The organism is Streptomyces sp. NPDC001373, assembly GCF_042895815.1.
Lineage (GTDB): Bacteria > Actinomycetota > Actinomycetes > Streptomycetales > Streptomycetaceae > Streptomyces.
The window spans coordinates 65,777-92,113 of the sequence record NZ_JBIAWQ010000012.1 but is presented as its reverse complement, the minus strand read 5'-3'; the positions used below and the strand labels follow the sequence as shown (position 1 = coordinate 92,113).

Annotated in this window: 21 protein-coding genes and 1 tRNA gene; 7 read left to right on the top strand and 15 right to left on the bottom strand. The window is 72.9% G+C overall.

The window, feature by feature from the left end; genetic code table 11:
* Positions 1 to 44 precede the first annotated feature (44 nt).
* The 3 genes from ACFY15_RS25470 to ACFY15_RS25460 are packed head-to-tail and all read left to right on the top strand — an operon-like array spanning position 45 to position 2,203.
* Entirely contained in the window at positions 45 to 641 is a 597-nt protein-coding gene (locus tag ACFY15_RS25470) for an ArsR/SmtB family transcription factor (protein WP_390687502.1), read from the top strand.
* A 48-nt stretch (positions 642 to 689) separates the two neighbouring features.
* Positions 690 to 905 carry a hypothetical protein gene (locus tag ACFY15_RS25465; RefSeq protein WP_390826106.1) on the top strand — a complete coding sequence of 72 codons (216 nt, stop codon included), beginning with the start codon at positions 690 to 692 and terminating at the stop codon, positions 903 to 905.
* Positions 902 to 2,203, top strand: a complete 1,302-nt coding sequence (locus tag ACFY15_RS25460) for an MFS transporter (protein WP_390826105.1) — start codon at positions 902 to 904, stop codon at positions 2,201 to 2,203. Before ACFY15_RS25465 ends, ACFY15_RS25460 begins: the two co-directional genes overlap by 4 nt.
* On the opposite strand, the gene ACFY15_RS25455 is transcribed toward ACFY15_RS25460, so the two are convergent.
* Entirely contained in the window at positions 2,133 to 2,930 is a 798-nt protein-coding gene (locus ACFY15_RS25455) for a S16 family serine protease (protein WP_390687505.1), read from the bottom strand. The genes ACFY15_RS25460 and ACFY15_RS25455 overlap by 71 nt on opposite strands.
* 200 nt (positions 2,931 to 3,130) lie before the next feature.
* The gene (locus ACFY15_RS25450) at positions 3,131 to 3,772 is read right to left on the bottom strand and encodes an IclR family transcriptional regulator (protein ID WP_007264382.1); all 642 of its coding nucleotides are present in this window, start codon (positions 3,770 to 3,772) and stop codon (positions 3,131 to 3,133) included.
* A gap of 378 nt (positions 3,773 to 4,150) precedes the next feature.
* Here ACFY15_RS25450 and ACFY15_RS25445 point away from each other — a divergent pair, with 378 nt between their 5' ends.
* Positions 4,151 to 5,167 (top strand): hypothetical protein, encoded by a 1,017-nt coding sequence (locus ACFY15_RS25445; protein WP_390687506.1) that lies wholly within the window; start codon positions 4,151 to 4,153, stop codon positions 5,165 to 5,167.
* Positions 5,168 to 5,249: 82 nt separating this feature from the next.
* Here the strand turns inward: ACFY15_RS25445 and ACFY15_RS25440 are convergent, their stop codons facing one another.
* Both ACFY15_RS25440 and ACFY15_RS25435 read right to left on the bottom strand, forming a co-directional pair.
* Positions 5,250 to 7,037, bottom strand: a complete 1,788-nt coding sequence (locus ACFY15_RS25440) for a DEAD/DEAH box helicase (RefSeq protein WP_366452226.1) — start codon at positions 7,035 to 7,037, stop codon at positions 5,250 to 5,252.
* 257 nt (positions 7,038 to 7,294) lie between these two features.
* Positions 7,295 to 8,758: an MFS transporter gene (locus tag ACFY15_RS25435; RefSeq protein WP_390826104.1), complete on the bottom strand. Its 1,464-nt coding sequence runs from the start codon at positions 8,756 to 8,758 to the stop codon at positions 7,295 to 7,297.
* 178 nt (positions 8,759 to 8,936) lie between these two features.
* On the opposite strand from ACFY15_RS25435, the gene ACFY15_RS25430 reads away from it, so the two are divergent.
* A tRNA-Cys gene (locus tag ACFY15_RS25430) sits at positions 8,937 to 9,008 on the top strand.
* 40 nt (positions 9,009 to 9,048) lie between these two features.
* Here ACFY15_RS25430 and ACFY15_RS25425 read toward each other — a convergent pair.
* From ACFY15_RS25425 to mycP, 4 genes are all read right to left on the bottom strand, one after another.
* Positions 9,049 to 9,447 (bottom strand): hypothetical protein, encoded by a 399-nt coding sequence (locus ACFY15_RS25425; RefSeq protein WP_390826103.1) that lies wholly within the window; start codon positions 9,445 to 9,447, stop codon positions 9,049 to 9,051.
* Between the two features lie 287 nt (positions 9,448 to 9,734).
* Positions 9,735 to 12,083, bottom strand: a complete 2,349-nt coding sequence (locus tag ACFY15_RS25420; RefSeq protein WP_390826102.1) for a hypothetical protein — start codon at positions 12,081 to 12,083, stop codon at positions 9,735 to 9,737.
* 16 nt (positions 12,084 to 12,099) lie between these two features.
* The gene (locus ACFY15_RS25415; RefSeq protein WP_390826101.1) at positions 12,100 to 12,498 is read right to left on the bottom strand and encodes a hypothetical protein; all 399 of its coding nucleotides are present in this window, start codon (positions 12,496 to 12,498) and stop codon (positions 12,100 to 12,102) included.
* A 34-nt stretch (positions 12,499 to 12,532) separates the two neighbouring features.
* Positions 12,533 to 13,699, bottom strand: a complete 1,167-nt coding sequence (gene mycP, locus ACFY15_RS25410; RefSeq protein ID WP_390826100.1) for a type VII secretion-associated serine protease mycosin — start codon at positions 13,697 to 13,699, stop codon at positions 12,533 to 12,535.
* Positions 13,700 to 14,831: 1,132 nt separating this feature from the next.
* Here mycP and ACFY15_RS25405 point away from each other — a divergent pair.
* Positions 14,832 to 15,110, top strand: a complete 279-nt coding sequence (locus tag ACFY15_RS25405; protein ID WP_390687512.1) for a hypothetical protein — start codon at positions 14,832 to 14,834, stop codon at positions 15,108 to 15,110.
* A gap of 22 nt (positions 15,111 to 15,132) precedes the next feature.
* Here ACFY15_RS25405 and ACFY15_RS25400 read toward each other — a convergent pair whose 3' ends face one another.
* The 7 genes from ACFY15_RS25400 to ACFY15_RS25370 all read right to left on the bottom strand — a co-directional run bounded on the left by ACFY15_RS25400 (position 15,133) and on the right by ACFY15_RS25370 (position 24,663).
* A complete protein-coding gene (locus ACFY15_RS25400; RefSeq protein ID WP_390826099.1) occupies positions 15,133 to 15,621 on the bottom strand; it encodes a hypothetical protein in 489 nt (162 codons plus the stop codon).
* An 85-nt stretch (positions 15,622 to 15,706) separates the two neighbouring features.
* Positions 15,707 to 18,013, bottom strand: coding sequence for a xanthine dehydrogenase family protein molybdopterin-binding subunit (locus ACFY15_RS25395; protein WP_390687571.1), 2,307 nt, complete (start codon positions 18,011 to 18,013; stop codon positions 15,707 to 15,709).
* Between the two features lie 53 nt (positions 18,014 to 18,066).
* Positions 18,067 to 20,658: a (2Fe-2S)-binding protein gene (locus ACFY15_RS25390; RefSeq protein WP_390826098.1), complete on the bottom strand. Its 2,592-nt coding sequence runs from the start codon at positions 20,656 to 20,658 to the stop codon at positions 18,067 to 18,069.
* Positions 20,655 to 21,581, bottom strand: a complete 927-nt coding sequence (locus ACFY15_RS25385; RefSeq protein WP_390687515.1) for an FAD binding domain-containing protein — start codon at positions 21,579 to 21,581, stop codon at positions 20,655 to 20,657. Before ACFY15_RS25385 ends, ACFY15_RS25390 begins: the two co-directional genes overlap by 4 nt.
* A gap of 405 nt (positions 21,582 to 21,986) precedes the next feature.
* The gene (locus ACFY15_RS25380) at positions 21,987 to 23,630 is read right to left on the bottom strand and encodes a beta-N-acetylhexosaminidase (RefSeq protein ID WP_390826097.1); all 1,644 of its coding nucleotides are present in this window, start codon (positions 23,628 to 23,630) and stop codon (positions 21,987 to 21,989) included.
* A gap of 159 nt (positions 23,631 to 23,789) precedes the next feature.
* Complete coding sequence (locus ACFY15_RS25375) at positions 23,790 to 24,074, bottom strand: DUF3039 domain-containing protein (protein ID WP_042817018.1); 285 nt, start codon at positions 24,072 to 24,074, stop codon at positions 23,790 to 23,792.
* Between the two features lie 28 nt (positions 24,075 to 24,102).
* Positions 24,103 to 24,663, bottom strand: a complete 561-nt coding sequence (locus ACFY15_RS25370) for a YqgE/AlgH family protein (RefSeq protein WP_390826096.1) — start codon at positions 24,661 to 24,663, stop codon at positions 24,103 to 24,105.
* 262 nt (positions 24,664 to 24,925) lie between these two features.
* Between ACFY15_RS25370 and murA the strand changes: the two genes are divergently transcribed.
* The gene (gene murA, locus ACFY15_RS25365) at positions 24,926 to 26,263 is read left to right on the top strand and encodes a UDP-N-acetylglucosamine 1-carboxyvinyltransferase (protein ID WP_390826095.1); all 1,338 of its coding nucleotides are present in this window, start codon (positions 24,926 to 24,928) and stop codon (positions 26,261 to 26,263) included.
* Positions 26,264 to 26,337: the final 74 nt, after the last annotated feature.

The following is a 26,337-nucleotide window of genomic DNA, read 5'->3' as shown; positions in this document are numbered from 1 at the left end:
AAGAAACCCTTGCATAGAACTCTTTGCAAGCCTACGGTTGAGCCATGCCCGAAACGAACGCCGAAGATCCCAGGCAGCCGACCGTCCGCACGCTCGACGCCCGCTCCCTGCGCGGCCTCGCCCACCCGCTGCGCATGCGCATGCTGGCCGCCCTGCGCCACGAGGGACCGGCCACCGCCTCCCAACTGGCCGAGCGGCTCGGCGAGTCCAGCGGCGCCACCAGCTACCACCTGCGCCAGCTCGCCGCCCACGGCTTCGTCGAGGACGCGCCCGGGCACGGCAAGGGACGCGAGCGCTGGTGGCAGGCCGTCCACCAGGGCACGGCCTTCGACGAGACGCTGATGTACGACGAGAGCGACCCCGAGACGCGCGGCGCCGCCGACGCCTTCCTCCACGAGATCGCCACCATCCACACCCAGGAGCTCACCACCTGGCTCGGCGACTCCCACACCTGGCCGAGGGAGTGGCGCTCCTCGACCGACATGAGCGACTTCACACTCCGCCTGACCCCCGCCCAGGCCACCGAACTGATCCACAGGATGCACGACCTGGTGAACAGCTACCGCGACCTGCCGCAGGCCGAGGACACCGAGACGGTCCGCCTCCACACGCACGCCTTCCCGCGCCGCGGCCGCGCGTAGCCCCTCGCCGCCCCGCCCTTCCCCCACCCGCTCCGAAGGAGTCCTGCCATGCACGCCTTCACGCACACCCGGATACACGCCGCCCGCACCGCCGAACTCGCCGCCGAGGCCGCCGCCCTGCGCCTCGCCCGTGAAGCCGCCCCGGCGGCCCGCCCCAGCTCCGCCGCCCTGCGCAACCGGCTCGGCGAGGCCCTGGTCGCCGCCGGGAACCGGCTGATCCAGTCCCGGCCCGCCCCCGCCCGCATCCAGCGGCACGCCGTATGAGCCGGCGGCCCTTCGCGGCCGTCCTGGCCGCCAACACCATCTCCATCGCGGGCAGTTCACTCACCATGATCGGCGTCCCGTGGTTCGTTCTGCAGACCACGGGCAGCGCCGGCCGGGCCGGGGTCGTCGCCTTCTGCGCCACCCTGCCCATCGTCGTCGCGGCCCTGGTCGGCGGCCCGGTCATCGACCGGATCGGCCGCCGCCGGGTCTCGGCCGTCTCCGACCTGGTCTGCGCCGCCTCGGTCGGCGCGATCCCGCTGCTGCACTACGCGGGACTGCTGGAGTTCTGGATGCTGTGCGCGCTCATGGCCCTCGGCGGCCTCGTGCACACCCCGGGCCTGACCGCCCGCTCCGTCCTGCTGCCCAGCCTCGCCGCGCACGCGGGCACCACCGTCGGCCGGGCCGCGAGCCTCTACGACGCCGTCTCGCGCGGGGCCCGGATGATCGGCGCCGCGGTCGCCGGCCTGCTGATCGCCGTCCTCGGCGCGGAGTCCGTGCTGCTGCTGGACGCGGCCACCTTCGCGGTGTCGGCCCTGCTGGTCTCCGTCTTCCTGCGCGGAGTCCCGGCGGCCGAGCCCCAACGCGCGTCCGAGAAGACCTCGTTCGCCGCCTACCGTGCCGAACTCGCCGAGGGCTGGCGGTTCCTGACCCGCTCGCGCCTGCTGCTGGGCATCACCCTCATGGTGATGACGACCAACGGCCTCGACCAGGGCTGGTCCTCCGTCCTCCTCCCCGTCCACGGCCGCGAGGACCTCGGCGGCGCCACCGCCCTCGGCCTGATGATCTCCCTGTTCGGCGGCTTCGCCCTGCTCGGCGCCCTCCTCTACGGCGTGTGGGGCGAACGCTTCCCGCGCCGGGCGGTGTTCGCGGGCGCCTTCCTGCTCTCCGGCGCCACCCGCTACGCGGTCGCCGCCGTCACCGACACCCCGCTCCCCCTCGCGGTGACCATGGCCCTGGCGGGCCTGGGCGCGGGCGTGCTGAACCCGGTCCTGACGACCGTGCTCTTCGAGCGGGTGCCCGAGGAGCTGCGCAGCCGGGTCTCCGGCGTGACCACGGCGGGCTGCGAGCTGGCCATGCCGATGGGCGGCCTCGCGGCGGGCCTCCTGGTCGACGGCCTCGGCATCACCCGGGCCCTGCTCGCCTTCGGCGGCGTCTACCTGCTGACCACGCTGAGCCCGGTCCTCTTCCCGGCCTGGCGGGAGATGAACGCCAGGCCGGCGGCGACCGTCAGCAGGACGGAACGTCCGCACCCCGGTTCAGCGCCCGCAGCGCGTTCACCGCATCCGTCAGCGAAGTGACGGGCACCAGCCGAAGCCCCTCGGGCAGCTCGGACTTCGCGTCCGAGCACTCGGCCTTCGGGACGAGGAAGACGCTCGCCCCGTCGCGCCGCGCGGCCTGGGTCTTCAGGCCGACGCCGCCGACCGCGCCCACCGTCCCGTCGGCGCTGATGGTCCCCGTACCGGCGACCGTGCGGCCGCCGGTGAGGTCGCCGCCGCTGCCGTCGCCGTCGATCTTGTCGATGATGCCGAGGGTGAAGAGCAGGCCGGCGCTCGGGCCGCCGACGTCGGCGAGGTTGAGGTCGACCTTGACCGACTTGGGGTCCTTGTGGAGGTAGCCGAGCGCCGCGGCCTCGGCGGCCGACTGCGACTGGGTCATCTCCTCCAGGTTGTGCTCCTCGATCTGCTTGTCGCTCCCGCCCGAGGGATAGACGGCCTCCCGGGGCATGACCGCCTCGTCGGTCCTGAACCAGTGGTCGACGAGCTCGTGCAGGCGCATCGTCGAGGAGGGGCCGGTGGCCCGGATGGTGGTCATCCGCAGCTGGCCCTTGGTGTCCCGGACCGGGGCGCCGGAGACGGTGATCACCGGCTTGCCCTGGTCGGAGCCCAGCACGTCGGCTGTGGGCCCCGGGACGGCCACCACGAAGGGCAGGGGTGCGAGGGCCACGACGGCGAACAGCGCGACGACGGGCGCGGCGCAGACGGCCAGGGCGGTGGGACGCGGCAGACGTGTGAGGCGAGAGAGCACCCGGCCAATCTACCGACCCGGACCGCCCGGCCCGCGCGCACGCAGCCGCGTCCGCCGACGGGACGCCGGGCGGAAGCGGCGGACGGCCCGGCACGGGCGTCACGCCGGGGCTCCGGGCGCCGCCGCGAGGCGTCGTGGCGCCGGTGCGGGACGCCGGGCGGGCGTCCCGGCGGACCCGGCGCGGGCGGCCCGGCCCCGGGTCAGCGCAGGGCGTCGGCGACCTCGCGGGCCGCGTCGACCACGCGGGGCCCGACCCGCTCCGGCACGGCGTCGGCGAGCATCACGACGCCGACGCTGCCCTCCAGGCCGGTGATGCCGACCAGGGGCGCCGCGGCGCCGCTGGCGCCCGCCTCGAGTTCGCCGTGGGTGAGCGTGTAGCCGGGCTCGATGAGCGAGCCCTGACGGGCCGCCAGGATGGCCCGGCCGGCCGCGCCGCGGTCCAGCGGGTGGCGGAAGCCGGCCCGGTAGGCGACGTGGTAGTCCGTCCAGGTGGGCTCGACGACGGCGACGGCGAGCGCCTCCGTACCGTCCACGAGCGTCAGGTGCGCGGTGGCCCCTATGTCCTCGGCGAGCGACCGCAGGGCGGGCAGGGCCGCCTCGCGCACGAGCGGGTGGACCTGTCGGCCGAGCCGCAGCACGCCGAGCCCGACGCGGGCCCGGCCGCCGAGGTCGCGGCGGACCAGGGCGTGCTGCTCCAGCGTGGCCAGCAGGCGGTAGACCACGGTGCGGTTGACGCCGAGCCGGTTGGAGAGCTCGGTCACGGTCAGCCCGTGGTCGGTGTCGGCGAGCAGCTTGAGGACTCTGAGCCCTCGGTCGAGAGTCTGGGAGGTTTCCGCGGTCACGACGCCTCTCCCTCTGTGTCGTCGGTGGACGGCGGTGACTCTCATGGGGTGCAGCGCTGCCGGTCCCTCGGCGACGCACGGAGAGGCCGCCGGTAGCGGCCATGGCACCGGCTGCGCTCCCGCGGCGGCGCTGCCACGGGGCGTTCGATGCGGGGACAGTAGCGAGCGGGTCCGCTCAGCGGAAGGCCTCGTCCAGAATCCGGTCGCCTACTGCCGGTTTCGGCCCTTTTAGTCGCGCGACTGTATCGATTCGTAATGTCTTTCATCCGAAAATCGGTTTACAGGTCTACTACTGTGAGGCCTGATCGTGTTCAAAACGATGTTGGGGGAGGGCCGGGGCGTGAGCGTCCCGCGCTCACACAGGGGAGAGAAGCAACAGTGAACCTGAAGCGCATGGCCGTCGTCGCCGCCGCCGCCGTGGTGGGCCCGACCGTCCTCATGGCCACGCCCGCGATGGCCGACGAGGCCAAGAACACGGCCGTCACGACCCCGGACTCGGCCCCCAAGGGCGACTCCGCCGCCGCCGAGACCCCGGCCGCCCCGGCCGCGGACACGGCGAAGCCGGCCGTCGAGACCCCTGCCCCGGCCAAGGACGCCAAGCCCGCCGCCGAGAAGCCGGCCCCGGCTCCGGCCAAGCCCGCGCCGTCGGTGGACGACGAGGACGAGGACGCGGCGGCCACGGGCCCGGTCCTCGGCCTGAGCGGTGTTCCGGCCTCCTTCAAGGCCGGCGGCGACTGGACGAACATCACCGTCAAGGTCGACAACTCGAAGGGCAAGGCGCAGGAGAGCTACGTGCTCGTCCTTGCCGTCGCCGACCAGGAGCTCGAGCTCCAGGCCAAGGACGTCCGGGTTCAGCTGTACTACCAGGGCGGCTGGCACGACGTCGAGATGATGGACGAGGGTGCCCCCGTCGCACTGCTCACCAACGATGTCGAGATCCCGGCCAAGAGCCTGAGCCTCCAGGTGCGCGTCAAGTTCAACGCGAGCGCCCCCAAGGGCAACATCGCCATCGCCGTCTCCGGCGGCAGCAACGTGGACGACACCTTCTCGAAGACCGCCTGGGCCGAGTCGAAGATCGTCTCCGGCGCCAGCCAGGGCGGCGACAACGGCGGCAGCCACACGGGTGGCAACACCGGCGGCAACACGGGTGGCAACACCGGCGGCCACACCGGCGGCGGCAATGACACCAAGCCGAACGGCGGCGGCACCACCACGCCGATCGTCGACCACAACACCGGCAGCGGCACGGGCACCGGCACCACCGCCGGCGGCCAGCTCGCCGAGACCGGTGCCGACGCGGCCACCAGCTGGGCGCTCGGCGCCGGCGGTGTGGCCCTGGCCATGGGTGCGGCCCTGGTCGCCGGCACCGGCCGTCGTCGCCGCGTCACCAGCTGACCCGGCTCCACGCCCTACGGCAGCGGGGTCCGTGCGCACCGCGCACGGACCCCGCTGCCGTTCCGCATCTGTGCCGGAAGGCTCACCGCATCCGCGTGGCCCACTCCTGCACCTTCTTGATCCGCTCCTTCAGCTGCCCCGCCGTCGCCTCCGCGCTCGGCGGCCCGCCGCAGACGCGGCGCAGCTCGGTGTGGATCACCCCGTGCGGCTTGCCGCTCTGGTGGACGTACGCGCCCACCATCGTGTTGAGCGACTTGCGCAGCTCCAGCAGCTCCTTGTGGGAGACCACCGGCCGCCGCTCGGCCGGCAGCTCCAGCAGGTCCGACTCCGCGTCCGGCTTGCGGCGGCTGTGCGCGATCTGCCGCGACTGCCGCTTCTGGAGCAGCAGCTGCACCTGGTCCGGCTCCAGCAGGCCCGGGATGCCGAGGTAGTCCTGCTCCTCCTCGCTGCCCGGGTGCGCCTGCATGCCGAACTCGGCGCCGTCGTAGAGCACCCGGTCGAAGACGGCGTCGGATTCGAGGGCCTCGAAGGACATCTGCTCGTCCTCGCCGGTGTCCTCGTCCTCCTGCCGGTTCGCCTCCTCCATCTCCTTCTCGGACTCGGCGTACGGGTCGTCGTCCTCGCCCGCCTTCTTCGGCCGGTCCAGGACGTGGTCGCGCTCGACCTCCATCTCGTTGGCGAAGCCGAGGAGGTAGGGGATCGTCGGGAGGAACACGGAGGCCGTCTCGCCGCGCCTGCGCGACCGCACGAAGCGGCCGACGGCCTGGGCGAAGAACAGCGGGGTCGAGATGGTCGTCGCGTACACGCCCACCGCGAGGCGGGGGACGTCGACGCCCTCGGACACCATGCGGACCGCGACCATCCAGCGGTCGTCGTTCGCGCTGAAGGTGTCGATGTTCTTCGACGCGCCGGTGTCGTCGGAGAGCACGACGGTCGGCTTGGTCCCGGTGATCTCCCGAATCAGCTTGGCGTACGCGCGCGCCGCGTCCTGGTCGGCGGCGATGACGAGCCCGCCGGCGTCCGGGATGCCCTTCCTGACCTCCGTCAGCCGCTGGTCGGCGGCGCGCAGCACGTTCGGCATCCAGTCACCGCGCGGGTCCAGCGCCGTGCGCCAGGCCTGCGAGATGGCGTCCTTGGTCATCGGCTCGCCGAGGCGGGCCTCGATCTCGTCGCCGGCCTTGGTGCGCCAGCGCATGTTGCCGCTGTAGGACAGGAAGATCACGGGCCGGACGACGCCGTCCCCGAGGGCGTTGCCGTAGCCGTACGTGTAGTCGGCGGACGAGCGGCGGATGCCGTCGTTGCCCTCCTCGTACGTCACGAACGGGATCGGGTTGGTGTCGGACCGGAAGGGCGTCCCGGTCAGGGCCAGGCGGCGGGTCGCCGGGTCGAAGGCCTCCAGGCAGGCCTCGCCCCAGGACTTGGAGTCGCCCGCGTGGTGGATCTCGTCGAGGATCACCAGGGTCTTGCGCTGCTCGCAGCGGTTGCGGTGCAGCATGGGCCGCACCCCGACACCGGCGTAGGTGACGGCGACGCCGTGGTAGTCCTTGCTGAGCGGCCCGGCCGAGTACTCGGGATCGAGCCGGATGCCTATGCGGGCGGCGGCTTCCGCCCACTGCTTCTTCAGGTGCTCGGTCGGCGCGACCACGGTCACCTGCTGCACCACGTGATGGTGCAGCAGCCAGGAGGCCAGGGTCAGCGCGAAGGTGGTCTTGCCGGCGCCGGGGGTGGCGACGGCGAGGAAATCCCGGGGCTGGGTCTGGACGTACTTCTCCAGTGCCCCCTGCTGCCAGGCACGCAGCTTGCTGGCGGTACCCCACGGCGCGCGGCCGGGGAAGGCGGGTGAGAGGTGGTGGGAGGCGGTAGTAGTCACGGTCTCCGGTTCGGGCTCTCGGCGGCGGTCGTACTCAGGACAACCGGGCCACCTTACCCGCGCCGCACCACCCCCCGCGGAGGGACAGGCCCGTGACCTCGGGCAGTGCGGCGAGCGTCACACCGCGACCAACTCCCGCAGCCTGTCGGCGATCACCGGCACCCGGGCCTCGGCGCCGGAGGCCACATCGACGACCAGCGCGTACGCCGCGTCCTGGTCCACGGCGCACGCAGCGTAACGACGGGCCGGTGACGGCGTCAGCCGGTTTTCGCCGCCGGCCGCTCGTGCAGCCGGGTGGCCACCCAGGCCCCCGCCAGGGCCACGCAGGCCATCGGCAGGAACACGACCAGGAAGGCCGCCGGGTGCGAGGCGCCGTCCCCCGCGTCGACCGCGTGCGCGGCCCCCACCGCTCCCCCGCCCAGCGCGGCGAACGCCGCCCCGCCGGCCGCCAGCAGCACCACGTTGGCCAGGGCGTCGGAGATCTGGAGCGCGGCGGAGTTCGCCCCGGCCTCCTCCGGCGCCGACAGCTGGAGCAGCAGCACGCTCGTCGAACCGATCACCAGGCCCATGCCGAGGGAGCCCACGGCCCACGCCAGGGCCAGCGTCCACACCGGCACCGACTCGGCCAGCACCGCCGGGGCCGCGGCGATCGCGCACGCCACCATCACCATCCCGGCCACCATCAGCCGCTCCCGGTACGGCGCCGTCCGCCCCTGGGACTGCACCCACGAGCCGAGCGCCCAGGTCACCCCGCCGAGCGCCAGCGAGAACCCGGCCAGGGTCGGGCTGAGCCCGCGCTGGGTGACCAGCATCAGCGGCACGAAGCTCTCCGCGCCGATGAAGGCCCCCGCCGCCACCCCGCGCAACAGCACCACGGACGGCAGCCCGCGCCGCGCCCGGTAGGTCCCGCGCGGCAGCAGCCCCAGCACCGCCGGCACCAGCAGGGCCGCACCGGCGACCCCGGGCAGCAGCGACGGCCACCGCAGGTCCTGCGCGGCGTACTGGAGCAGCCCGGCGCCCACCGAGATCCCGAGGGCCAGCCGGATCCGCCGCCGGTCGAACGCCGCGGGCGCCTCCCCGCCGGAGTCCACCGGCCCGGACGCGGTCCGGCGGATCGCGGGCAGCGCCACCATCAGCGGTACGACGACCAGCACGGGGATCCCGAGGAACACCCACCGCCAGCCCAGGTACTCGGTGACGGTCCCGGCGGCCAGCGGCCCGACGATGGACGGCACCACCCAGGCCGCGGCGAAAGCCGCCATGATCGCGGGCCGCAGCCGCTCCTCGTAGGCCCGGCTGACGACGACGTAGAGCGCGACGATCACCAGCCCGCCCCCGAGCCCCTGGAGGGCCCGCCCGAGCACGAACACCCCCATGACGGCGGCGGTCCCGGAACACACCAGCCCGGCGGCGAAGGCCCCGATCCCGACGGTCAGCGGCCGCAGCGGCCCCTGCCGGTCGGCCCACTGGCCGGACAGGACCATGCCGAAGAGGCTGGTGGTGAAGTAGGCCGAGAAGCCGAAGGCGTAGAGCCCGATCCCGTCCAGCTCGCGCGCGGCGACGGGCATGGCCGTCCCGACGGCGGTGGCCTCGAAGGCCATCAGGAAGATCACGGAGATGATCCCGACACTCAGCGCCCGGTACGCCGGACCCAGAATGCCGCCCGACGGCGGGGGCTGCGCGGCGTCGGACTCGGATATCCGGGGTTCAAGGGCGCTCATCGCCCCAGAGTAAGGTGCACGGTCCGGACTCGCCCCTGTCAATTCGTCGGATCCCGCATGGTCCGCACGACCTAGGTCCGATGACCCTTGTGAACGGCGCATGGCAGTCCTGTTGCGTCCCCGCCCCGCGTCTTCCCGGGGCGCCCGCGGGCCCGTACGTTCTTGCCCGGCACACCAAGGCCGTGTGCCCGAGTGGTTGAGGGACTCGCCTGCAAAGCGACTTACACCGGTTCGATTCCGGTCACGGCCTCTCTCGGGCCGTCCGGGGGCTCCCGGACGGCCTTCGCCTTTCAGTCGGCGGCGGCCGGCAGGTCTTCGGCACGCGCGGGGAGACCGCCGTCGTCCACGCACCGGAGCTCCTTGGCCACGGCGAGGGCGGCGGAGTGGGCGATGGCGAGGTAGTCGGGGCGGAGGACGGCCTCGCCTTTGCTGGCGTCCCACTGTTCGTGGAACAGGATCCTGATCCGCAGGGGGACGTCCTGTGTGGAGCCGACGCGGGGGCTGACGCAGTCGTATTCGAGGTGGACGACCTTTCGTTGACGGGTGGAGACCTGCACACCCTGGTCGCTCGCGCCGGGAAAGTCGGCCGAGTCCCCGGCGTATTTGCTGTAGGCGGTAAACCTGACCAGGGCGGTTGCCAGACGGGATGCGACCGGCTCCGCCGAGATCTCGCAGGTCGACTGTGGCATCTCACGGATCTTCCCGCCGGACCGGTAGGCATCCTCCATCGCCTGGGCGACAGCCCGAGCATCTGGATTCCCTTCCTCGTCCCGGAGCAGGAACGTACTGGACCCGAGGACCCTCTCCAGCGCCTTGCCACCTTCGGCGGGGAAGAGCCCGGCGCAAACCTGGCCGACGGACAGTCTTGCCGGCTCGGCAGCCCGCGCCGCCTGCTCCGGATCGCTGGAGGAACAGCCTGCTACCGCCGTGCCGAGCATCGCCAACCACGCCAGCGGGCAGCCCACCCGAGCACGATTCAACTGACGTCCTGGGTCTGCGCCTCATGGCCCTGCTGCTGGACAATGGAGTTGCCTCTCATGTAGCCCATGCGCATCGACTCCTCGAAGTCGTTGCCGAAGGTGCTGTTCGGGTCGATGCCGTGGCGCTCCCTGAACGCCTTCATCGGCGCTTCGGCACTGTGCTCACCGGCTCGGAACATGGCCTTGTTGGCGTCGTGGGTAGCACCGCTGATCTTGTCCTTGTGCTCCTCCTTGGCGTCGTCCGACCACTCTCCGATGACCTGCCCTGCCGCCTGCTCCACGAGTCCGGTACCCGTGTCCACGGCCAGGGGGACTACGACGGCTGCCGCACCGGCTGCCACGGCCGTGGCGGGCAGGAAGGCCACGCCGGCCGCGATGGCGGCCGTGGTGCCGAACTCGACCCAAGCGGAGCTCTGCTCGTGCGCCTTCTCGTACACCTCGTGCTTCTTCTCGCCGACCTCCCTGACCTGTTCCGCCCGGGACACGTCGAGGATGCCCTGTACCTCGGCGCTGGTACGGATCGTCGCGCGGGCCCGTCCCTCGTCGACCGCGCCGTCGTGCACCGCCTGGCTCTCCAGGACGCTCGCAGAGTAGACGCGTTCGGCGGCGGAGACGGTGGCATAGGCATCAGGGTGTTGCCCCAGCGCTGCGAGCAGGTCGCGGGCGCCGTCGCGTGCGAACTCTGCGTGGGCTTGCTTGTCGCCGGATGCCGGGGCGAACACGCTTCGTTTTCCATCCCCGTTCAGCGCCTGGTTGACGTCGTCGATGTACCCGGCGGTCATGTGTCCCAGGCTGTCCGCAAGGACCTCCTGGTTCTTGAGCAGCCCGGCATCGCCCCCGTACTTCAGCGCTGCCGCCTGCATGACCCTTGCCCCCTCCTCCGTCCGGTGGAGCTCCGGCTTGGGGTCGTCCCAGGCGTGGCCGAGGGTCGCCGCTTCCAGGGCGTGGCCCAGCGCGTCGGGCATGTGCTTGTCGACCTTCGCCAGGTCGTCCGGGTTCATGCCCTCCATGTCGATGGTGGAGTGGTAGTTCTCGCTGGCGAAGAAGTCGAGGTAGCTCTTGACGGGCTGCCCCTTGGCGTCCTTTCCGAGGTCCGCGACGCCGGCCTTCTCCGTCCCGTCGGCGTTGTAGGCGTGCGGCCCCCGCGACGGGTCGAAGAACTGTGCCGATGCCTCCGGGCTGTGTCCCAGAGCCTCCAGGAAGCTGACCACCGGGTCGTAGCCCGCGCCGTTGATGCCCGACGGGTTCAGCATGTTCCTGCCGTAGCCGTTGAGCTGGCGGGTCCCGCCGAAGAAGTCGGGGTCCTTCGCGTGGATCTGCGTCGCGTGTTCGGCGATCGGGACCAGGAACTTCGGGTCGTAGTTCCCGTAGCGCATGATTCCGCCGAGCAGCTGGTAGCCGTACGGCGGGTTCTGGTCGTTCCGGGCGAGGGGGATCTGCTGGGTGCCGAGCCTGCGCAGCTCCTGCGCGTAGCTGTCGGGCAGGTGCGGCTCGGTGCTGGAGCTGGTGGCGGTGGCCAGGTTGAAGCCCAGGTTGCGCTGGAGTTCCCGGACGTCCTCCAGCCGCTGCTCGTCGAGCTTGCCGTATTCGTACGTGTCGGTCGCCATGGTCCCGAAGAACTGGAGCGCGCCCTTGGGGCCGAGGTTCCCGTAGAAGGCGGTGGAGAACTCCGGGACCTTGGCGTTGTCGGCCAGTAGTTCGTTGAGCTCGACCAGTTCGGCGTGCGAGAGGGTGCGCCCCTTCTTCGCGAGTTCGGTGGCGCGGGCGGCCTGTTCGGCGGTGAGGCCGGCGTACTTCGGGGCGGCGAAGTCGTGGTCCTTGGCCACGTTCGCGGCAAGGAGGCGGGCGAGGGACTGGTCGACGTCCTCGCAGGCGTCGATGGCGGCGTCCACCTTGGCCTGCCACAGGGGGCGGTTGACGCGGAGGGACTCCTGGTAGTCCGGGTCGTGGCGGGCCGCCTCGCGGTCCGCTTCGGTGGGGAGGGGCAGCGGCGCGACCCTCCCCTTGGCGTCGACCCGGAAGCCGGCGGCGGGAGCCTCCTCCTCACTGATCTTCCTCAGGCGCTCGCGGGAGGACCTGAAGGTGTCGTGGCCCTGCGCGAGGGCCTGGTGGATGCCCTTGGCCTCCTTGGCGGCGTCCCCGAACTCCTTGGCCGTCCGGTCGACGAACGGCCGCGCCACGCCCGCCGTGACGCCGCTCCACTCGGCCTTGTCGGACTTGGCCTTCATGCCGTTGCGGGCGGTCTCGGCGAGCTCGTCCAGCTTGGCGGCCAGCGCCTGCCAGTCGTGGACGGCGGTGGCGAGTTTGTCGATCGGGGCGTTCAGGACGTTCTCGTACGTCAGCACGACCGCGCGGCCTTCCCTACGTGAGGTACTGCTCGATCTTGGAGGAGGTGAACTCGGCGTAGAGCTGCTGCTCTTCTCTGGCGTGGGAGGAGAGGGAGTAGTTGAGGCCGTTGGAGATCTGGGCGCAGGCGGCGACGAGGGTCTTGACCTGGCTCTCCCAGCGGCTGTTCGCCTTGGCGAGGGCGGTGCCGCTGGAGAAGCCCTCCCGTGCGAGGGCGGCGGCGGCCTCGGCGGAGGCGGTGGCGGCGTGCCGGCCGTCGGTCTGGAGGCGGGAGTGGAGCCGGTGGGCCTCGCTGCCGACGGCACCGATGTGGTCCTGGTTGAGGGCGAGGTCGCTGCCGGTGGCTCCGCCGGCGTGGTCGAGGCGCAGGGAGGCGGTGGCGCGGGCGGCGGCCCACTCGGCGTCGAAGGACATCCCGTGCGCTCCACTCCCGTGCTGCCGGTTCAGGTCAGCGTCTGGCCCTGCGGACGACGACCGCGGTGACGGCTCCGCCGATGAGGAGGCAGGCCCCCAGTCCGAGGGCGAGCCAGGGTGGGGTGCCGCCGTCGCCCTTGTCTACCGCAGGAGTGGCCTGCGGCGCCTGCGGCGGGGTGGACTTTCCCCCGGTCGAGGGAACGGGAGTGTCCTTGGCTGCCGCGGCGGCGAGATCCGGCAGCGGGTACACGTCCGGCGGGCCGGGGTCGCCGGGGGTGGGGAGGGCGATACGGGGGCGGACCACTCCGTAGCCGATGTAGTCGTTGCGCTCGGCGCCGTCCACGGGTTTGCCGGCGGTGTTCAGGAGGACCCGGAGGATCTGGTTGTTGGTCCAGGTGGGGTGGACGGACCAGAGGAGGGCGGCGGAGGCCGATGCCAGGGCTGTGGCGTCGCTTGTGCCGCTCGTCTTGCACAGCCCTGATTCGCCCGCGCATGCCGCCACGATGTCGATCCCGGGTGCGACCAAGTCGACTTGTGACCCATGCTGCGATGACGCGACGGCAGCACCGTCAGGGCCAACAGCCCCAACTCCCACCACTCCAGGCGTTGCCGCTGGATAGAGGACAGAGTTCGCGGCGGCACCGCCATTGCCAACACCGGCAAAAATCAACTTCCCCTTGGATAGGGCATATTTCACGGCTTCGACCCTTGCAGGATCATCCTTTGGCGTCGCCATGGATACATTAATGACCTTCGCTTCAGAATCCGCCGCAAAACGGATCGCCATCGTCCACGATGGACTCGTGGAATTCATCTCATGCGGAACCCGAATCGGGAGAATTTTAACTCCGGGAGCAAGGCCAAACGCGCCATCGCCACTCGGGTGTTCTCCAGAGCCCGCGATCACCGCCGCTATGCCCGTACCATGCTTGTCGTAGTCAACATTCTCACCTCCCCCATACATTGCCGCAAAGTCCTTTCCGGGAAGGACCCGACCCTCCAGTTCCGGGACCCTCTCAACACCACTGTCAATGACGGCAACAGTGACGCCTTCACCAGTGCCGATCTTCCAGATGTCGTCCGCCTTCATGGCATCGAGATGCCACTGACGCTCTCGGATAGTCTGTGCATACGCCGGATTAGCGGCCACGGCAGCAAGCAGCACAGCCACCAGGGCCGAGGTCGCCTTAGACACACACATCACGGGAAGCGCCCATTCCAATCAGTCGATCACCGGCGGCACAATCCGGCGGCTTCCCTGCCAAGTTTCTTCGTCCTCAGTCAGGTAGTCGGGGCAGCTGCCTCTTTGGTTTCCGCGCGACCCGCTCAGAGCTGGGGAATGCATGCCACCATGACCCATCACGCTGACACCTGCCCCATTCCGCACAAGACCAGAGCCGCCCTGGGTAAATTGTTGGACACCCGAAGCGGCCTCACGCCCGCCGACAAGGCCACCCGCCTCCATGGCAATTCGCCGACCGGATACTGGGGTACCCCGTGTACCATGCGGAAGACCGAAACCGCCACCCGTCATGCCGGGCACCACACGGCCAGCACCCGCGTGCGCGTCTTCCGCACCAATGACCGTGCCTTGCGGGAAACCCCCACTCGATCCGCCGATGGAAAGCGGCCGACCACCCACGATCCCCGTGTCGCGCGGAGACGGCGCCGGGACACCGCTGACCTTGCCGACGCCAACCGAAGGCCACATCGTATGCAGCGAGCCAATAGCTGCCGCCTCTTGCCCCCCGGCCTGTTGAAGGGGTAACGGGACCGACAGGCTGGGAGATTGCCCGCTCGCCCCGCCCAGCCCAGGTGCGACAGGCAGACCATCTGGCTGGAACTCGATCTCACCTCGCGCCGCGACATGGTCGAGATTTACGCTCGCATTAGACCCTAGGCCAGTTGGTTCCGGTAGCGGCGAACCCAATGGCTGCGCGATAACCGACTCCGGCCTGTAGCCCAGATCCGAGGGCGATCTGCCCCCATGGACACCGCGGCGGGAAGTAGACGCAGCCAACGAGGACCTCTCTGAACCAGCAGGCCTACTCAAGTCACTGCCCGACCGCTCCAAGTAGGAGCCATCATCACGAACCCCCTTCGGTACGAACACCCCCGGCGGTGGTGGGAACGTCGGGATTTCTGCCCGGGTCAGCTGGGTCGTCGACGTGTCGTATGACTGGGCCAGCTTTGTCAGTTGTTGTACCGCTTGGTTCCGGTCCGCGGTCAGTTTTGCGTGGGCCGTGCGGGCGAGGGGGGCGGCGTCCGGGTCGTTGGGGTGGCGGCGGGTCGCCCGCAGGGTGGCGGCCGCCTCCGTGTCGTAGCCCGGGGTGTTGGCCCTGACCTCCACCATCGTCTGGGCGGCGTGCGTCATCCACGTGCCCGCCACCTCGCCGTACCGGCCCAGCAGCAGCGTCGCGCTGCCCGCGCGGCTCACCCAGTCCTGGAAGGCGTGGGCGGCCTCGCCCTCCCAGCCCGTCACCCGGTGCCTCTTGAGGCTCTCGCCGATCTCGTTGATCGCCTTCGCCGCCTTCGCCAGCTGCGCGGCGCGCGCCCTGACCGTCTCCGGGTCGAGGGAGGCGATCATCGCGAGCAGCTGTTCGTGCGAGTAGCCCTCGAAGTCCGTCGCCGGCATCAGATCACGCCCTTCGACCTGCTCGGCGAGGGCTCGGCGGAGGTGCTCCGCCGCTCCTGCCGTGCCAGCGGGTCGCGGTCCGGGACGTAGTCCGCCTTGGAGCGTCCGACGAGGGCCCGCATCCTCGTCCGGGTCTCCTCGTCCACTCCCCCGTAGCCCTTGCCCGCCGTCAGGATCGCGATGCCCAGGGCCTCGATCTGGCCCGCCAGCCCCTGCGACAGCTTCCGGAGCTCGCCGTGGACCGTGCCGTAGGCCGCGTACAGCGCCTCCGCCTCCGCGAAGCCCGTGCCGAGGGCGTCGGCGGGGAGGGTGCCGTGGGCGAGTCTGCGGTGGTCCGCCTCCGAGCCGTCCAGGGTCTTCAGCAGAGCGTCGACCCGGTTCTTGCAGGCGGTCATCGACTCGCACTCGACCTCCAGCGCCCTCGCCTGGAGCCTCAACGCGTCCGCCACACCCCCGGCGACGCCGAAACCGGCGTTCTCCGCTGCCACGACGCCCTCCCCGTCCGCACGCGTGCGTGTGCCGCACCTTCCGACATCCTAACGGTCGGTGATGACACGAACGCGGGGAGTGCTGTCACGCGTGGGGTGCCGCGACCGCCGCCGAGGGGCGGATCGGGATCCTGTTGACCGGCCGCCCCGTCGCCGCGCGCACCGCCGAGGCCACCGCCGCCGGGGTCGTCACCACCGGGACCGCGCTCGCGGCCTTCGCCCCGAACGGGGCCACCACGTCCCGCTCCTCCACCAGCCGGACGATCCGCACCGCGGGGGCGTCCAGGGAGGTCGGCAGGGCGTAGCCGGTCAGGTCGGGGTGGCGGACGAGGCCGGCGACCGAGCGGAGGTTCTCCGTCAGGGCCGCGCCCACGCCCTGGGTGACGCCCGCCTCGATACGGGCCTCCAGCTGGCGGGGGTTGAGAATGCGGCCCACGTCCTGCGCGACGGCCAGCTCCACCACCCGGACCGTACCGAGTTCGATGTCCACGTCGACCACCGCGCGGATCGCGCAGAAGGCCAGGCCCACGAAGGCGTCGCCCTGCCCGTGGTCGTCCAGCGGCTCCGTCGGGTGCGGGCGGCACTGGGCCGTGGCCCAGAGCTCCTTGCCCTGTATGGCCTCCGCGACCGGCATGGAGAAGGCGCCGTCGTACGAGGTGATCCGGCCGTCGGCGATCTGGAGGAGTTCGGTCGACATGCCGAGCTTGTGGGCCATCGGCTGGAGCAGTTGTGTGCGGACCATCTTCGCGGCCCGTTCGACGGCCCCGCCCGAGACCCAGGTGTGGCGGCCGTGGGCGGAGGGGCCGGCCGGCGGCTGGTCGGTGTCGACGGGGGCGGTGGCCACCTCGTCGACACCCAGCACCTCCTGGACGATCTGCCGCGCGAGCGTGGCGAAGCCCTGACCGGTGTCGACGGCCGCGCAGATGACGGTGGCGGTGCCGCCCACCACCTTCACGGTGGCGGTGGACACCTCGTCGGCACCCTCCGCGCCGAGCATGTGGACCATCCCCACGCCGTACCCGACCCCGCGCCGCACCGCACCGGGCTCGCCCGCGCCCTCGGGGCCACCGGGCAGCAGCCAGTCCTCCTCCGGGGAGTCCTTCGGGAGGGAGGGCAGCGGGAAGTCACGGACGGCACGCAGGAGTTCGGCCACCGGCGCCGGGCAGGTGACCGTCTGGCCGGTGGGGAGCAGGTCGCCGGTGGCGAGGACGTTGCGCAGGCGCAGCTCCGCGCCGTCGATGCCGAGGGCGGCCGCGAGCTTGTCCATCTGGCCCTCGTAGGCCGCGCAGACCTGCATGGCGCCCTCGCCTCGGACGTGGCCCGAGGGGGGGTTGTTCGTACGGACGGCCCAGCCCTCCACGAAGGCGTGCGGGACGACGTAGGGGCCGCACGCGAAGGCCACGGCCGCCGCGAGGGACTCGGCGGAGGCGTCGGCGTAGGCGCCCGCGTCCATCAGGATCTGCGCCTCGACCTTGACCAGCCGGCCCTCGGCGTCCGCGTGGTGGCGGTAGCGCAGCAGGGTGGGGTGGCGGTGGGCGTGGCCGAGGAAGGACTCCTCGCGGGTGGCGGCCAGTTTGACCGGGCAGCCCGTGCGCAGGGCGAGGAGGCCGAGCGGGAGCTGGAAGGCGGGGTCCTCGCGGTCGGCCGTCGCGCCGGGGACGCCGGTGACGACGACGCGGACGCGGTCCGGGTCGAGGCCGAAGCAGGCGGCGGCGAGGTCGCGGTCGGTGTGCGGGTCGGTGGAGGCGGTGTAGAGCTCGACGCCGCCGTCGGGGCGGGGCACGGCGAGGCCGGCCTCGGCCCCGATGGGGGCGGGGTCCTGGCGGCCGATGCGGTAGAGGCCCTCGACGACGACCTCGCCGGTCGCCTCCGGGTCGCCGTAGCGCAGCGGGATGTGCCGGATCAGGTTGCCGTCCGGGTGGAGCGGGGCGGCGCCGAAGGCCTGCTCGGGGTCGGTGACGGCGTCGAGGAGCTCGTACTCGACGGCGATGGCCGCGGCCGCGAGGCGTGCCGTGTCGGGGTGGTCGGCGGCGACGGCGGCGATGGGCTCGCCGTGGTGGCGTACGACGTCGTGGGCGAAGACCGGCCGGTCGGCGATGCGACGGCCGTGGGTGGTGGCGCCGGGGACGTCGGCGTGGGTGATGACGGCGCGCACGCCGGGCATCTCGGCGGCGGCCGAGGTGTCGATGGAGCGGATGCGGGCGTGGGCGTGCGGGGAGCGCAGCACGGCGGCCCACAGCAGGCCCTCGGCCCACAGGTCGGCAGCGTAGGGGAAGGTGCCCTCGGTCTTGGCACGGGTGTCCGCCGAGGGGACGGAGGCTCCGATTCCGCGCGCGGGGCGCTGCTGCTCGCCGCCGCCGTCGCCGTCGGCGCCGACGTTGATCGTCGCCATGGTCATGGTGGTGGTCGTGGTCGTGGTCGTCGCCGTGGCCGCGTCCTGCCCGCTCACGCCATGCCTCCGTTGTGGTGGATCCCGTTGGTGCCGTGGGTGCCGTGGGTGCCGTCGAAACCGCCGGTGCCGGTGGGACCTGTATGGCCGGTGTGCCCGTCGAAACCGCCGGTGCCGGAAGTGCCGGGGGTGCCGTCGAAACCGCCGGTGCCGTCGAAACCGTGCGCGCCGGGGGCGGGCGCGCCGGTTCCGCCGAACCCGTCGTACCCGTTGGTCCCGTCGTACCCGTTGGTCCCGTCGTACCCGTTGGCTCCGTGGACCCCGTTGACCCCCTCGAACCCATTGGCCCCATTGGTCCCGTCGAACCCGGGCGCGCCGGTCGCGGTGAACCCGTCGAAGCCGTGGGCCGCGGCGGGCGCGTCGGCCATCGGCATCCCGGCCGTCCCGTCGGCCGCGGTGGAGGCGTCGAAACCGTTGCCCCCCAGGGTCCCGTTCGGTCCGGGCATCGCCGCGTCGAAGGCACCCGACGCGTCGAAGCCGTTGCCCCCCAGCGTCCCGTTCGGTCCGGGCGCCGCCGCGTCGAAGGCACCCGACGCGTCGAAGCCGTTGCCCCCCAGCGTCCCGTTCGGTCCGGGCGCCGCCGCGTCGAAGGCACCGGAGGCGTCGAAGCCGTTGCCGCCGAACGTGCCGTGCGGGCCCGGGGCCTGTGCGTCGAAGGCCTGCACGCCGCCCTCGCCCGGCTGCGCCTGGTGCGGGATGAGCGGCTCGGCGGGGGCCTCGGCCGCCTGCGCCGCGGCGGCCTCGCGCTCCGCGACGACCTCGCGGACCGCCTCGACCACGCCCCTGTAGCCCGAGCAGCGGCAGAGGTTGCCGCACAGCGCCTGCCGGGTCTCCAGTTCGCTGGGGGCGTGGTTGCCCTCCAGCAGGTCATGGATGGTCATGGCCATGCCGGGTACGCAGAACCCGCACTGCACCCCGCCCGACCTGCACAACGCCTGCTGCACGTCCGAGAGTTCCCCGTCCGTGGCCAGGCCCTCGACCGTGCGGACCTCGGACCCGGCCGCCGTCGCCGCCGGGACCAGGCAGGAGGCGACGAGCCGCCCGTCGACCTGGACCGCGCAGGCCCCGCACTCGCCCTGCGAGCAGCCGTCCTTGGCGCCGGCCAGGCCGAGCCGCTCGCGCAGCACGTAGAGCAGGGACTCCCCGATCCAGGCGCCGGTGACGGGCCGGTCGGCGCCGTTGACGCGCAGGACGTACGAGGCCGCCGGGTGCTCGTGGTGGGCGACGGCGGGGTGCCCTTCCTCCTCGTACGCCGCCTCCCCGAGCGGGAACTCCCCGGTGTCGTGCGCGGCCGGTGCCGCCAGGGCGCTGTCGGCGGTGTCCTCGTCCGGCGCGGGCGCGGCCTCCGCTTCGGCGGGGGCGGCGGGCGCCTCCGCGAAGCCGTGCCCGTGCGTCCCGTCCGGGGCCGGGACCGGGGCGGGCTCCGCCTCCGGCGCGGCGTCGGCGTCCTCGGCCTCCGCCGGCCGGGGCCGCTCGTCGCCGGCCGTCGGCTGCGCCGGGCCGTGGCCGTGGGAGGCCTCGATGTCGGGGGCGGCCTCCAGGACGTTCTCGGGCTCCGGACCGGCCTGGGGGAGGCCCTCCGGCAGCGGGGTCCCGACACCGGGACCGCCGAGCACCCTCGGCCCGCGTCCGGCCGCCCCGTGCGCCCCCGGGGCACCGCTGTCCGGCAGTACGCCGGAGCTCAGCAGCGCCTCGGGCGCCGCCGCGGGGTCCGTACCCGGACCGGCCTGCTGCTCGGGCGCCGCCCAGGGGGCCGCGGCCCCGCCGGGCAGGGTCACGGGGGCCTGGCCCCAGCCGGCGTCCAGGGCGCCGACCTGGAACTCGCCGGTCCCGCCGGCCATGTCGGCGGACCCGGCTCCGGCCGCCCCGCCGACCGTGCCCCCGGCACCCGTCAGGTCGGCCGGCAGCGTCCAGTGCCCGGTGGCCGCGGGGTCCTCGTCCCGGTGCAGCGCGTCCGGGAACTGCCACTCGGCCGTCGCCCCCGGGTCCGGTTCGGCCTGCGGAGCGGGGTACTGCCGAAGGTGCGGCTCGGCGTGCTGTTCTGCGTGCTGTCCGGCGTGCTGCGCGGCCCCGTGGGCGCCCGCGTGGGAGGAGAGGTGGGGGCCCGGCTGCCCGCCCGGGTGGGCGGCGTCGGGCTGCGCGCCGCCGTGGAACTCCGGGTGCGCCTCCGGCTCGGCCGCCGCGAAGGCGGCCGCCACCGACGCCGGGAGCGGGATGGAGGCCGGGATCGGCGCGCGGGCCGGCGCCGGCGCGGCCGCGCCGGGGGCCTGCGCGGGCGCCCCGCCCGCTTCGGGCCACTGGGCCGGCATCGTCCAGGTCCCGGTGGCGCTGGGGTCCGTACTGCCGGACGAACCCAGCGGCATGATCATCGGCGGCGGCACGAACCCGTGCCCGGGCGCCGCCAGGGGCTCCCCGCTGTCGAGCGCGTCCAGCATGTCCTGCGGCAGCTGCACGAAGGCGGTCGCGTCGGAGTCGTAGTCGCCCCCGTGCGGTACCGGCTCCCAGCCCCAGCCGGCCCCCGCGGCGCCGCCGTTCCCCGTGTTCCCCGTGTTCCCCGTCGTTCCGCTCACGTTCTCGTTCTCACTCATGAGGTCAGCGCCCTCCCCAGGGCCCTGCGCGCCAGCACGGCGACGGTCCGCCGCAGATGCAGTACTCCGGCGGAGACCTGCTGCCCCTGGTCGGGCACGCACGCGGCCGCGACGTACTCGCCGAAGGCCTCCAGGGCCTCCGGGGCCAGGTTCCGGTCCCCGTCCCAGTCGATCAGCGAGGCCACCCACTGCTCGGCCTCCAGCGGCCGCAGCGGCATCGGGGCCACCGCGCCGATCGCGCACCGCACGCCCCGGCGCGCGGGATCCAGCACGAGCCCCACGGACGCCACCGCCCGCCCCGGCCCGGTGCGCCCCGTGGCCTTCAGGAAGACCTGCGGCGCGTGCAGCAGCGGCACCCGGACGAAGCCGATCAGCTCGCCCGGCCGCAGCATGTCCCGCCCGGCCAGCAGGTGGGAGACGGGGATCTCGCGCTGCGAGCCGCCGGGGCCGACGATGACCAGCACCGCCTCCAGCGCGGCCAGCACGGGCAGCGCGTCACCGGTCGGCGCGGCCGTCGCGATGTTGCCGCCCAGGGTGCCAGCGTTGCGGATCTGCGGCGGGCCGGCCGCCCGCGCGGCCGCGGCCAGCCCCGGGATCAGAGCGGCGAAATCCGGCCGCCCCATCCGGGCGTGCGTCAGACCGGCGCCGAGCAGCGCGTGCCCGTCCTGGTACTGCCAGCCGCGGATCTCACTGATGCGCCCGAGGCCCACCAGCGCGGCGGGCCGCAGCAGTCCGGCGTTGACGGCGGCCATGAGGTCGGTGCCGCCGGCCACCGGGACGGCCGCGGGCATGGCGGCGAGCGCCGCGACGGCCTCGTCGAGCGAGGCCGGCAGCATCACGGACTGCGCCGCCTGCCCCGGCGACGCATGCGGGGTGTGCGGCCCCTGAGCCGAATGCGGTGTGTGCGGTGCGTGCGTGGTCAACCCAGCTGCCCCTTCCCGATGTCCCGGTCCTGGCGCTCACGCCTGTCCGCCGTACGGTACGTGCTCACCGCCGGGACGTGGCAACTCTGGCACATCTTCGGGAGCGCCCGGCGCGAGGGTCTCCCGCGCACCACCGGCCCGGCGGGGCGCGGGCCCGGCCGCGGTGCGGCCGGTCCACCTCCCGTACGCCCTCGGTTCACGCCCGTCACAGCCCGTCCGAGCCCCCGGCGCTCTCCGGCCCGCACGCTCCGGAACCCGTTCCCGGCGCCTTCGTACGACCTCGGTCCGAACGTCCGTTTTCCCCCGTATCGGCCATGTTCGAGCGACAGTTCCAAGGGATTCCGAAGAGTTCCGCTTCTGGTCGTCGCAAGCGCGGCCGGTGCCCGCGCACCCCGTCCGCCCGGGTCACACGATCGGAGGCGCGCCCTCGACCGGGCGCCCCCGCACCCCCGGACGCCGCTGCCACGGCAGCGGCCCGCCCGGTGGCCGGTAGTCGACCCCGAGGGCGTCCAGACGCGCCCGGTGGGCCCGCTCCCGCGCCTCGAAGCCGGCCCAGTCCCGGGATTCCGGTTCCGGCAGCCGCGACCACACCACCTCCGCGAAGGCCGCCAGCCGGGGGAACACCTGGTAGTCGACCCGCCCCTGGTGCTCCATCACCTCGGTCCACACGTTGGCCTGGGCGCCCAGCACGTGTGCGGCGGCCTCCGGCGACAACCTCGGCGGCACCGGCTCGAAGCGGTAGACGTCCTCCAGGGAGCGCACGTACCCGATGGGCACCGGCTCGTCGGGGCCGTCCGCCTGACGGTGGTCCAGGTACACCTGCTGCTCGGGGCACATCACCACGTCGTGTCCGGCCTCGGCGGCGGTGATCCCGCCCGCGTAGCCGCGCCAGGAGGAGACGGCCGCGCCGTCCGCGAGCCCGCCCTCCAGGATCTCGTCCCAGCCGATGAGCCGGCGGCCCCGGTCGGCGAGCCAGCGGTCGAAGTGCCGGACGAACCAGGACTGGAGGCCGTCCTCCCCGTCCACGCCCAGCTCCCGGATGCGCGCCTGCGCGGTCGCCGACGCCCGCCACTGCGCCTTCGGGCACTCGTCGCCGCCCACGTGCACGAACGGCGAGACCTCGGGCGGGAACAGCTCCAGCAGCTCCTCGAAGACCCCCTCGTAGAAGCGCAGGACCTCCTCGGTCGGCGCGAGCACGTTCTCGCTGACGCCCCAGTCGTCCCACACGCCCAGGGCGGCGGTGTCCACGACGTCCGCGTTGCCCAGCCAGGGGTAGGCGGCGATCGCGGCCTGGGAGTGCCCGGGGATGTCGATCTCGGGGACGATCCGCACGTGCCGCTCGGCCGCGTAGGCGACGATCTCGCGGAGGTCGTCCTGGCTGTAGAAGCCTCCGTGGGGGGTCTCGTTCCACAGCGGGGACGCCCGGTGCCCCCACCGGCTGCGGGCCCGCCAGGAGCCGGTCTCCGTGAGGTTCGGGTGGCGGCGGATCTCGACGCGCCAGCCCTGGTCGTCCGTCAGGTGCAGGTGGAGCACGTTGAGCTTGTGCGCGGCCAGCAGGTCGATGTAGCGCAGCACCCCGTCCTTGGGCATGAAGTGCCGGGCCACGTCCAGCAGCAGCCCGCGCCAGCCGAAGCGCGGGGCGTCGGCGATGCGGGCGTACGGGAGGTCCCAGGTCCGGCCGGGCCGCAGCGGCGCGCGCCGGTAGGCGTCGGGGCCGAGCAGCTGACGCAGCGTCTGGGCCGCCCAGAACAGCCCCGCCGCGTCCGCGCCGGACAGCTCGACGCCGTCGGGGCCGATCTCCAGCCGGTACGCCTCGGGCCCCGCGCCGTCCGGGGCGGCGGCGGGGTCCACGCGCAGGCGTACGTCGCCCCGCGCGCCCGCCGCGGCCGGCGGCAGCGCCCATCCGGCGGCTGCGCCGAGCTCCCGGCGCAGCCAGCGCGCCACGCCCTCGGCGCCGGGCCCGGCGTCGAGCAGCGGCTCCGGCCCGAAGGCGTAGCGGCGGCCCTGCGGGTCGGGAACGGCCGTCCGGGGTACGGGGATCAGGTCCATGCGTCAGCCCCTCACAGCAGAGCGCTCGTCGCCGCCGACCCTAGCCGCGCCGCCGGGACCGGAAAAGGCTCCCGGGGCGAAAGGTCCGGGCCAACGGGAAGGCCCCCGGGGCGCGCACGCGCACGCCCGGGGGCCTTCCCGGCGGTATGCCGGACGCGGCTACTGGTCCTTGCCGCCCTTGTCCTTGTCGCCGCCGGCGCCCATGGAGTCGTAGATCTCCTTGCACATGGGGCAGACGGGGTACTTCTTCGGGTCGCGGCCCGGCACCCAGACCTTGCCGCAGAGCGCGACGACGGGGGTCCCGTCGAGGGCGCTCGCCATGATCTTGTCCTTCTGGACGTAGTGGGCGAAGCGCTCGTGGTCGCCGTCGCCGTGGGACACCACCGGCGTCGGCTCTACGAGGGTCCCCGTACCAGTCCCGCGCTCGGGCTCAAGAGTGCTCATAAAACCAGGGTACTGAACCCCGCCGGGGTCAGTTCAGCGACGGGTCGTCCAGATAGGTGGCGACCATCGCGAGCTCGCTGCGCTGGCGGCGCAGCACCGCGCGCCACAGCCTTTCGGGGTCGGGGAAAAAGACGTCGCCGGGCTCGGAGTCCACGACGTACCAGGCGCCGTCGCCCAGCTCCGCCTCCAGCTGGCCGGGCCCCCAGCCGGAGTACCCGGCGAAGATGCGCAGGCCCCCGAGGGCGGCGGCGAGCAGTTCCGGCGGGGCCTCCAGGTCGACGAGCCCGATGGCCCCGTGCACACGGCGCCAGCCGAGCGGGCCCTCCTCACCCGGTATCACCGCGACCCCCAGGGCCGAGTCCAGGGCGACGGGTCCGCCCTGGAACACCACGCCGGGGTCGCCGGCGAGCGGGGCCCACGGCAGCAGGATGTCGCGGACGTCCACGGGGGTGGGCCGGTTGAGGACCACGCCGAGGGAGCCCTGCTCGTCGTGGTCGAGCAGCAGCACCACCGCGCGGTCGAAGTTCGGATCCGCGAGGGCGGGGGTGGCCACGAGCAGCCGCCCTGTGAGGGAGGACACCTCGGTCATGGGCACATGATCTCGCACAATCGCCCTCCGGGGGGAGCGGGCGGCGCGATCGGACCCCGCACCGCCCGGGGCGCACGGCTGCAGAGGGGAGCGCGCGCCGCCCCACCCGCCGGAACACAACAATCCGCTACCTGGCGGACACCGTACGTGGTGTACCGAATTCATGACAGTCCTACGGCCCCGTCACCCATACAAACAAGGGGGTGGTGGCCCTTACCCTTACGTCTGGTCCCCTGCCCATCCACTCCGGAACGCGAGATCCATGACCGGCAACGATGTCCTGCTTGTCCACGGCGGAACCCCGCTCGAGGGCGAGATCCGTGTCCGCGGTGCGAAGAACCTCGTGCCGAAGGCCATGGTGGCCGCCCTGCTCGGCAGCGAGCCGAGCCGGCTGCGCAATGTTCCCGACATCCGTGACGTGCGGGTCGTGCGCGGTCTGCTCCAGCTGCACGGCGTGACCGTGCGCCCCGGCGAGGAGCCGGGCGAGCTGGTCCTCGACCCCTCGCACGTCGAGAGCGCGAACGTCGCCGACATCGACGCGCACGCGGGCTCCTCCCGCATCCCGATCCTCTTCTGCGGCCCGCTGCTGCACCGCCTCGGGCACGCCTTCATCCCGGGCCTGGGCGGCTGCGACATCGGCGGCCGGCCGATCGACTTCCACTTCGAGGTGCTCCGCCAGTTCGGCGCGACCATCGAGAAGCGCGAGGGCGGCCAGTACCTGGAGGCCCCGCAGCGCCTTCGCGGATGCAAGATCCGCCTGCCCTACCCGTCGGTCGGCTCGACCGAGCAGGTCCTGCTGACGGCCGTGCTGGCCGAGGGCGTGACCGAGCTCAGCAACGCCGCCGTCGAGCCCGAGATCGAGGACCTCATCTGCGTGCTGCAGAAGATGGGCGCGATCATCTCGATGGACACCGACCGGACCATCCGGATCACCGGTGTCGACCGCCTGAGCGGCTACAACCACAAGGCGCTCCCGGACCGCCTGGAGGCGGCGTCCTGGGCGTCCGCGGCCCTGGCGACCGGCGGCAACATCTACGTCCGCGGGGCGCAGCAGCGCTCGATGATGACCTTCCTGAACACCTTCCGGAAGGTCGGCGGCGCCTTCGAGATCGACGACGAGGGCATCCGCTTCTGGCACCCGGGCGGCCCGCTCAACGCCATCGCGCTGGAGACGGACGTCCACCCCGGCTTCCAGACCGACTGGCAGCAGCCGCTGGTCGTGGCCCTGACGCAGGCCTCCGGCCTGTCGATCGTCCACGAGACGGTCTACGAGTCCCGCCTCGGCTTCACCTCGGCGCTCAACCAGATGGGTGCTCACATCCAGCTGTACCGCGAGTGCCTGGGCGGCAGCGCCTGCCGCTTCGGCCAGCGCAACTTCCTGCACTCGGCGGTCGTCTCCGGCCCCACCAAGCTGCAGGGCGCCGACCTGGTCATCCCCGACCTGCGCGGCGGGTTCTCGTACCTGATCGCGGCGCTGGCGGCCGAGGGCACCTCGCGCGTCCACGGCATCGACCTGATCAACCGCGGCTACGAGAACTTCATGGAGAAGCTCGTCGAGCTGGGCGCCAAGGTCGAGCTGCCCAACGGCGACCTGGCCTGACACCCCGTCCCGGCGATCGGGAACGATCACCGGGGCCCATCCGTCCGGATCTTCCCCTCCCGGGGCCCGCAAGG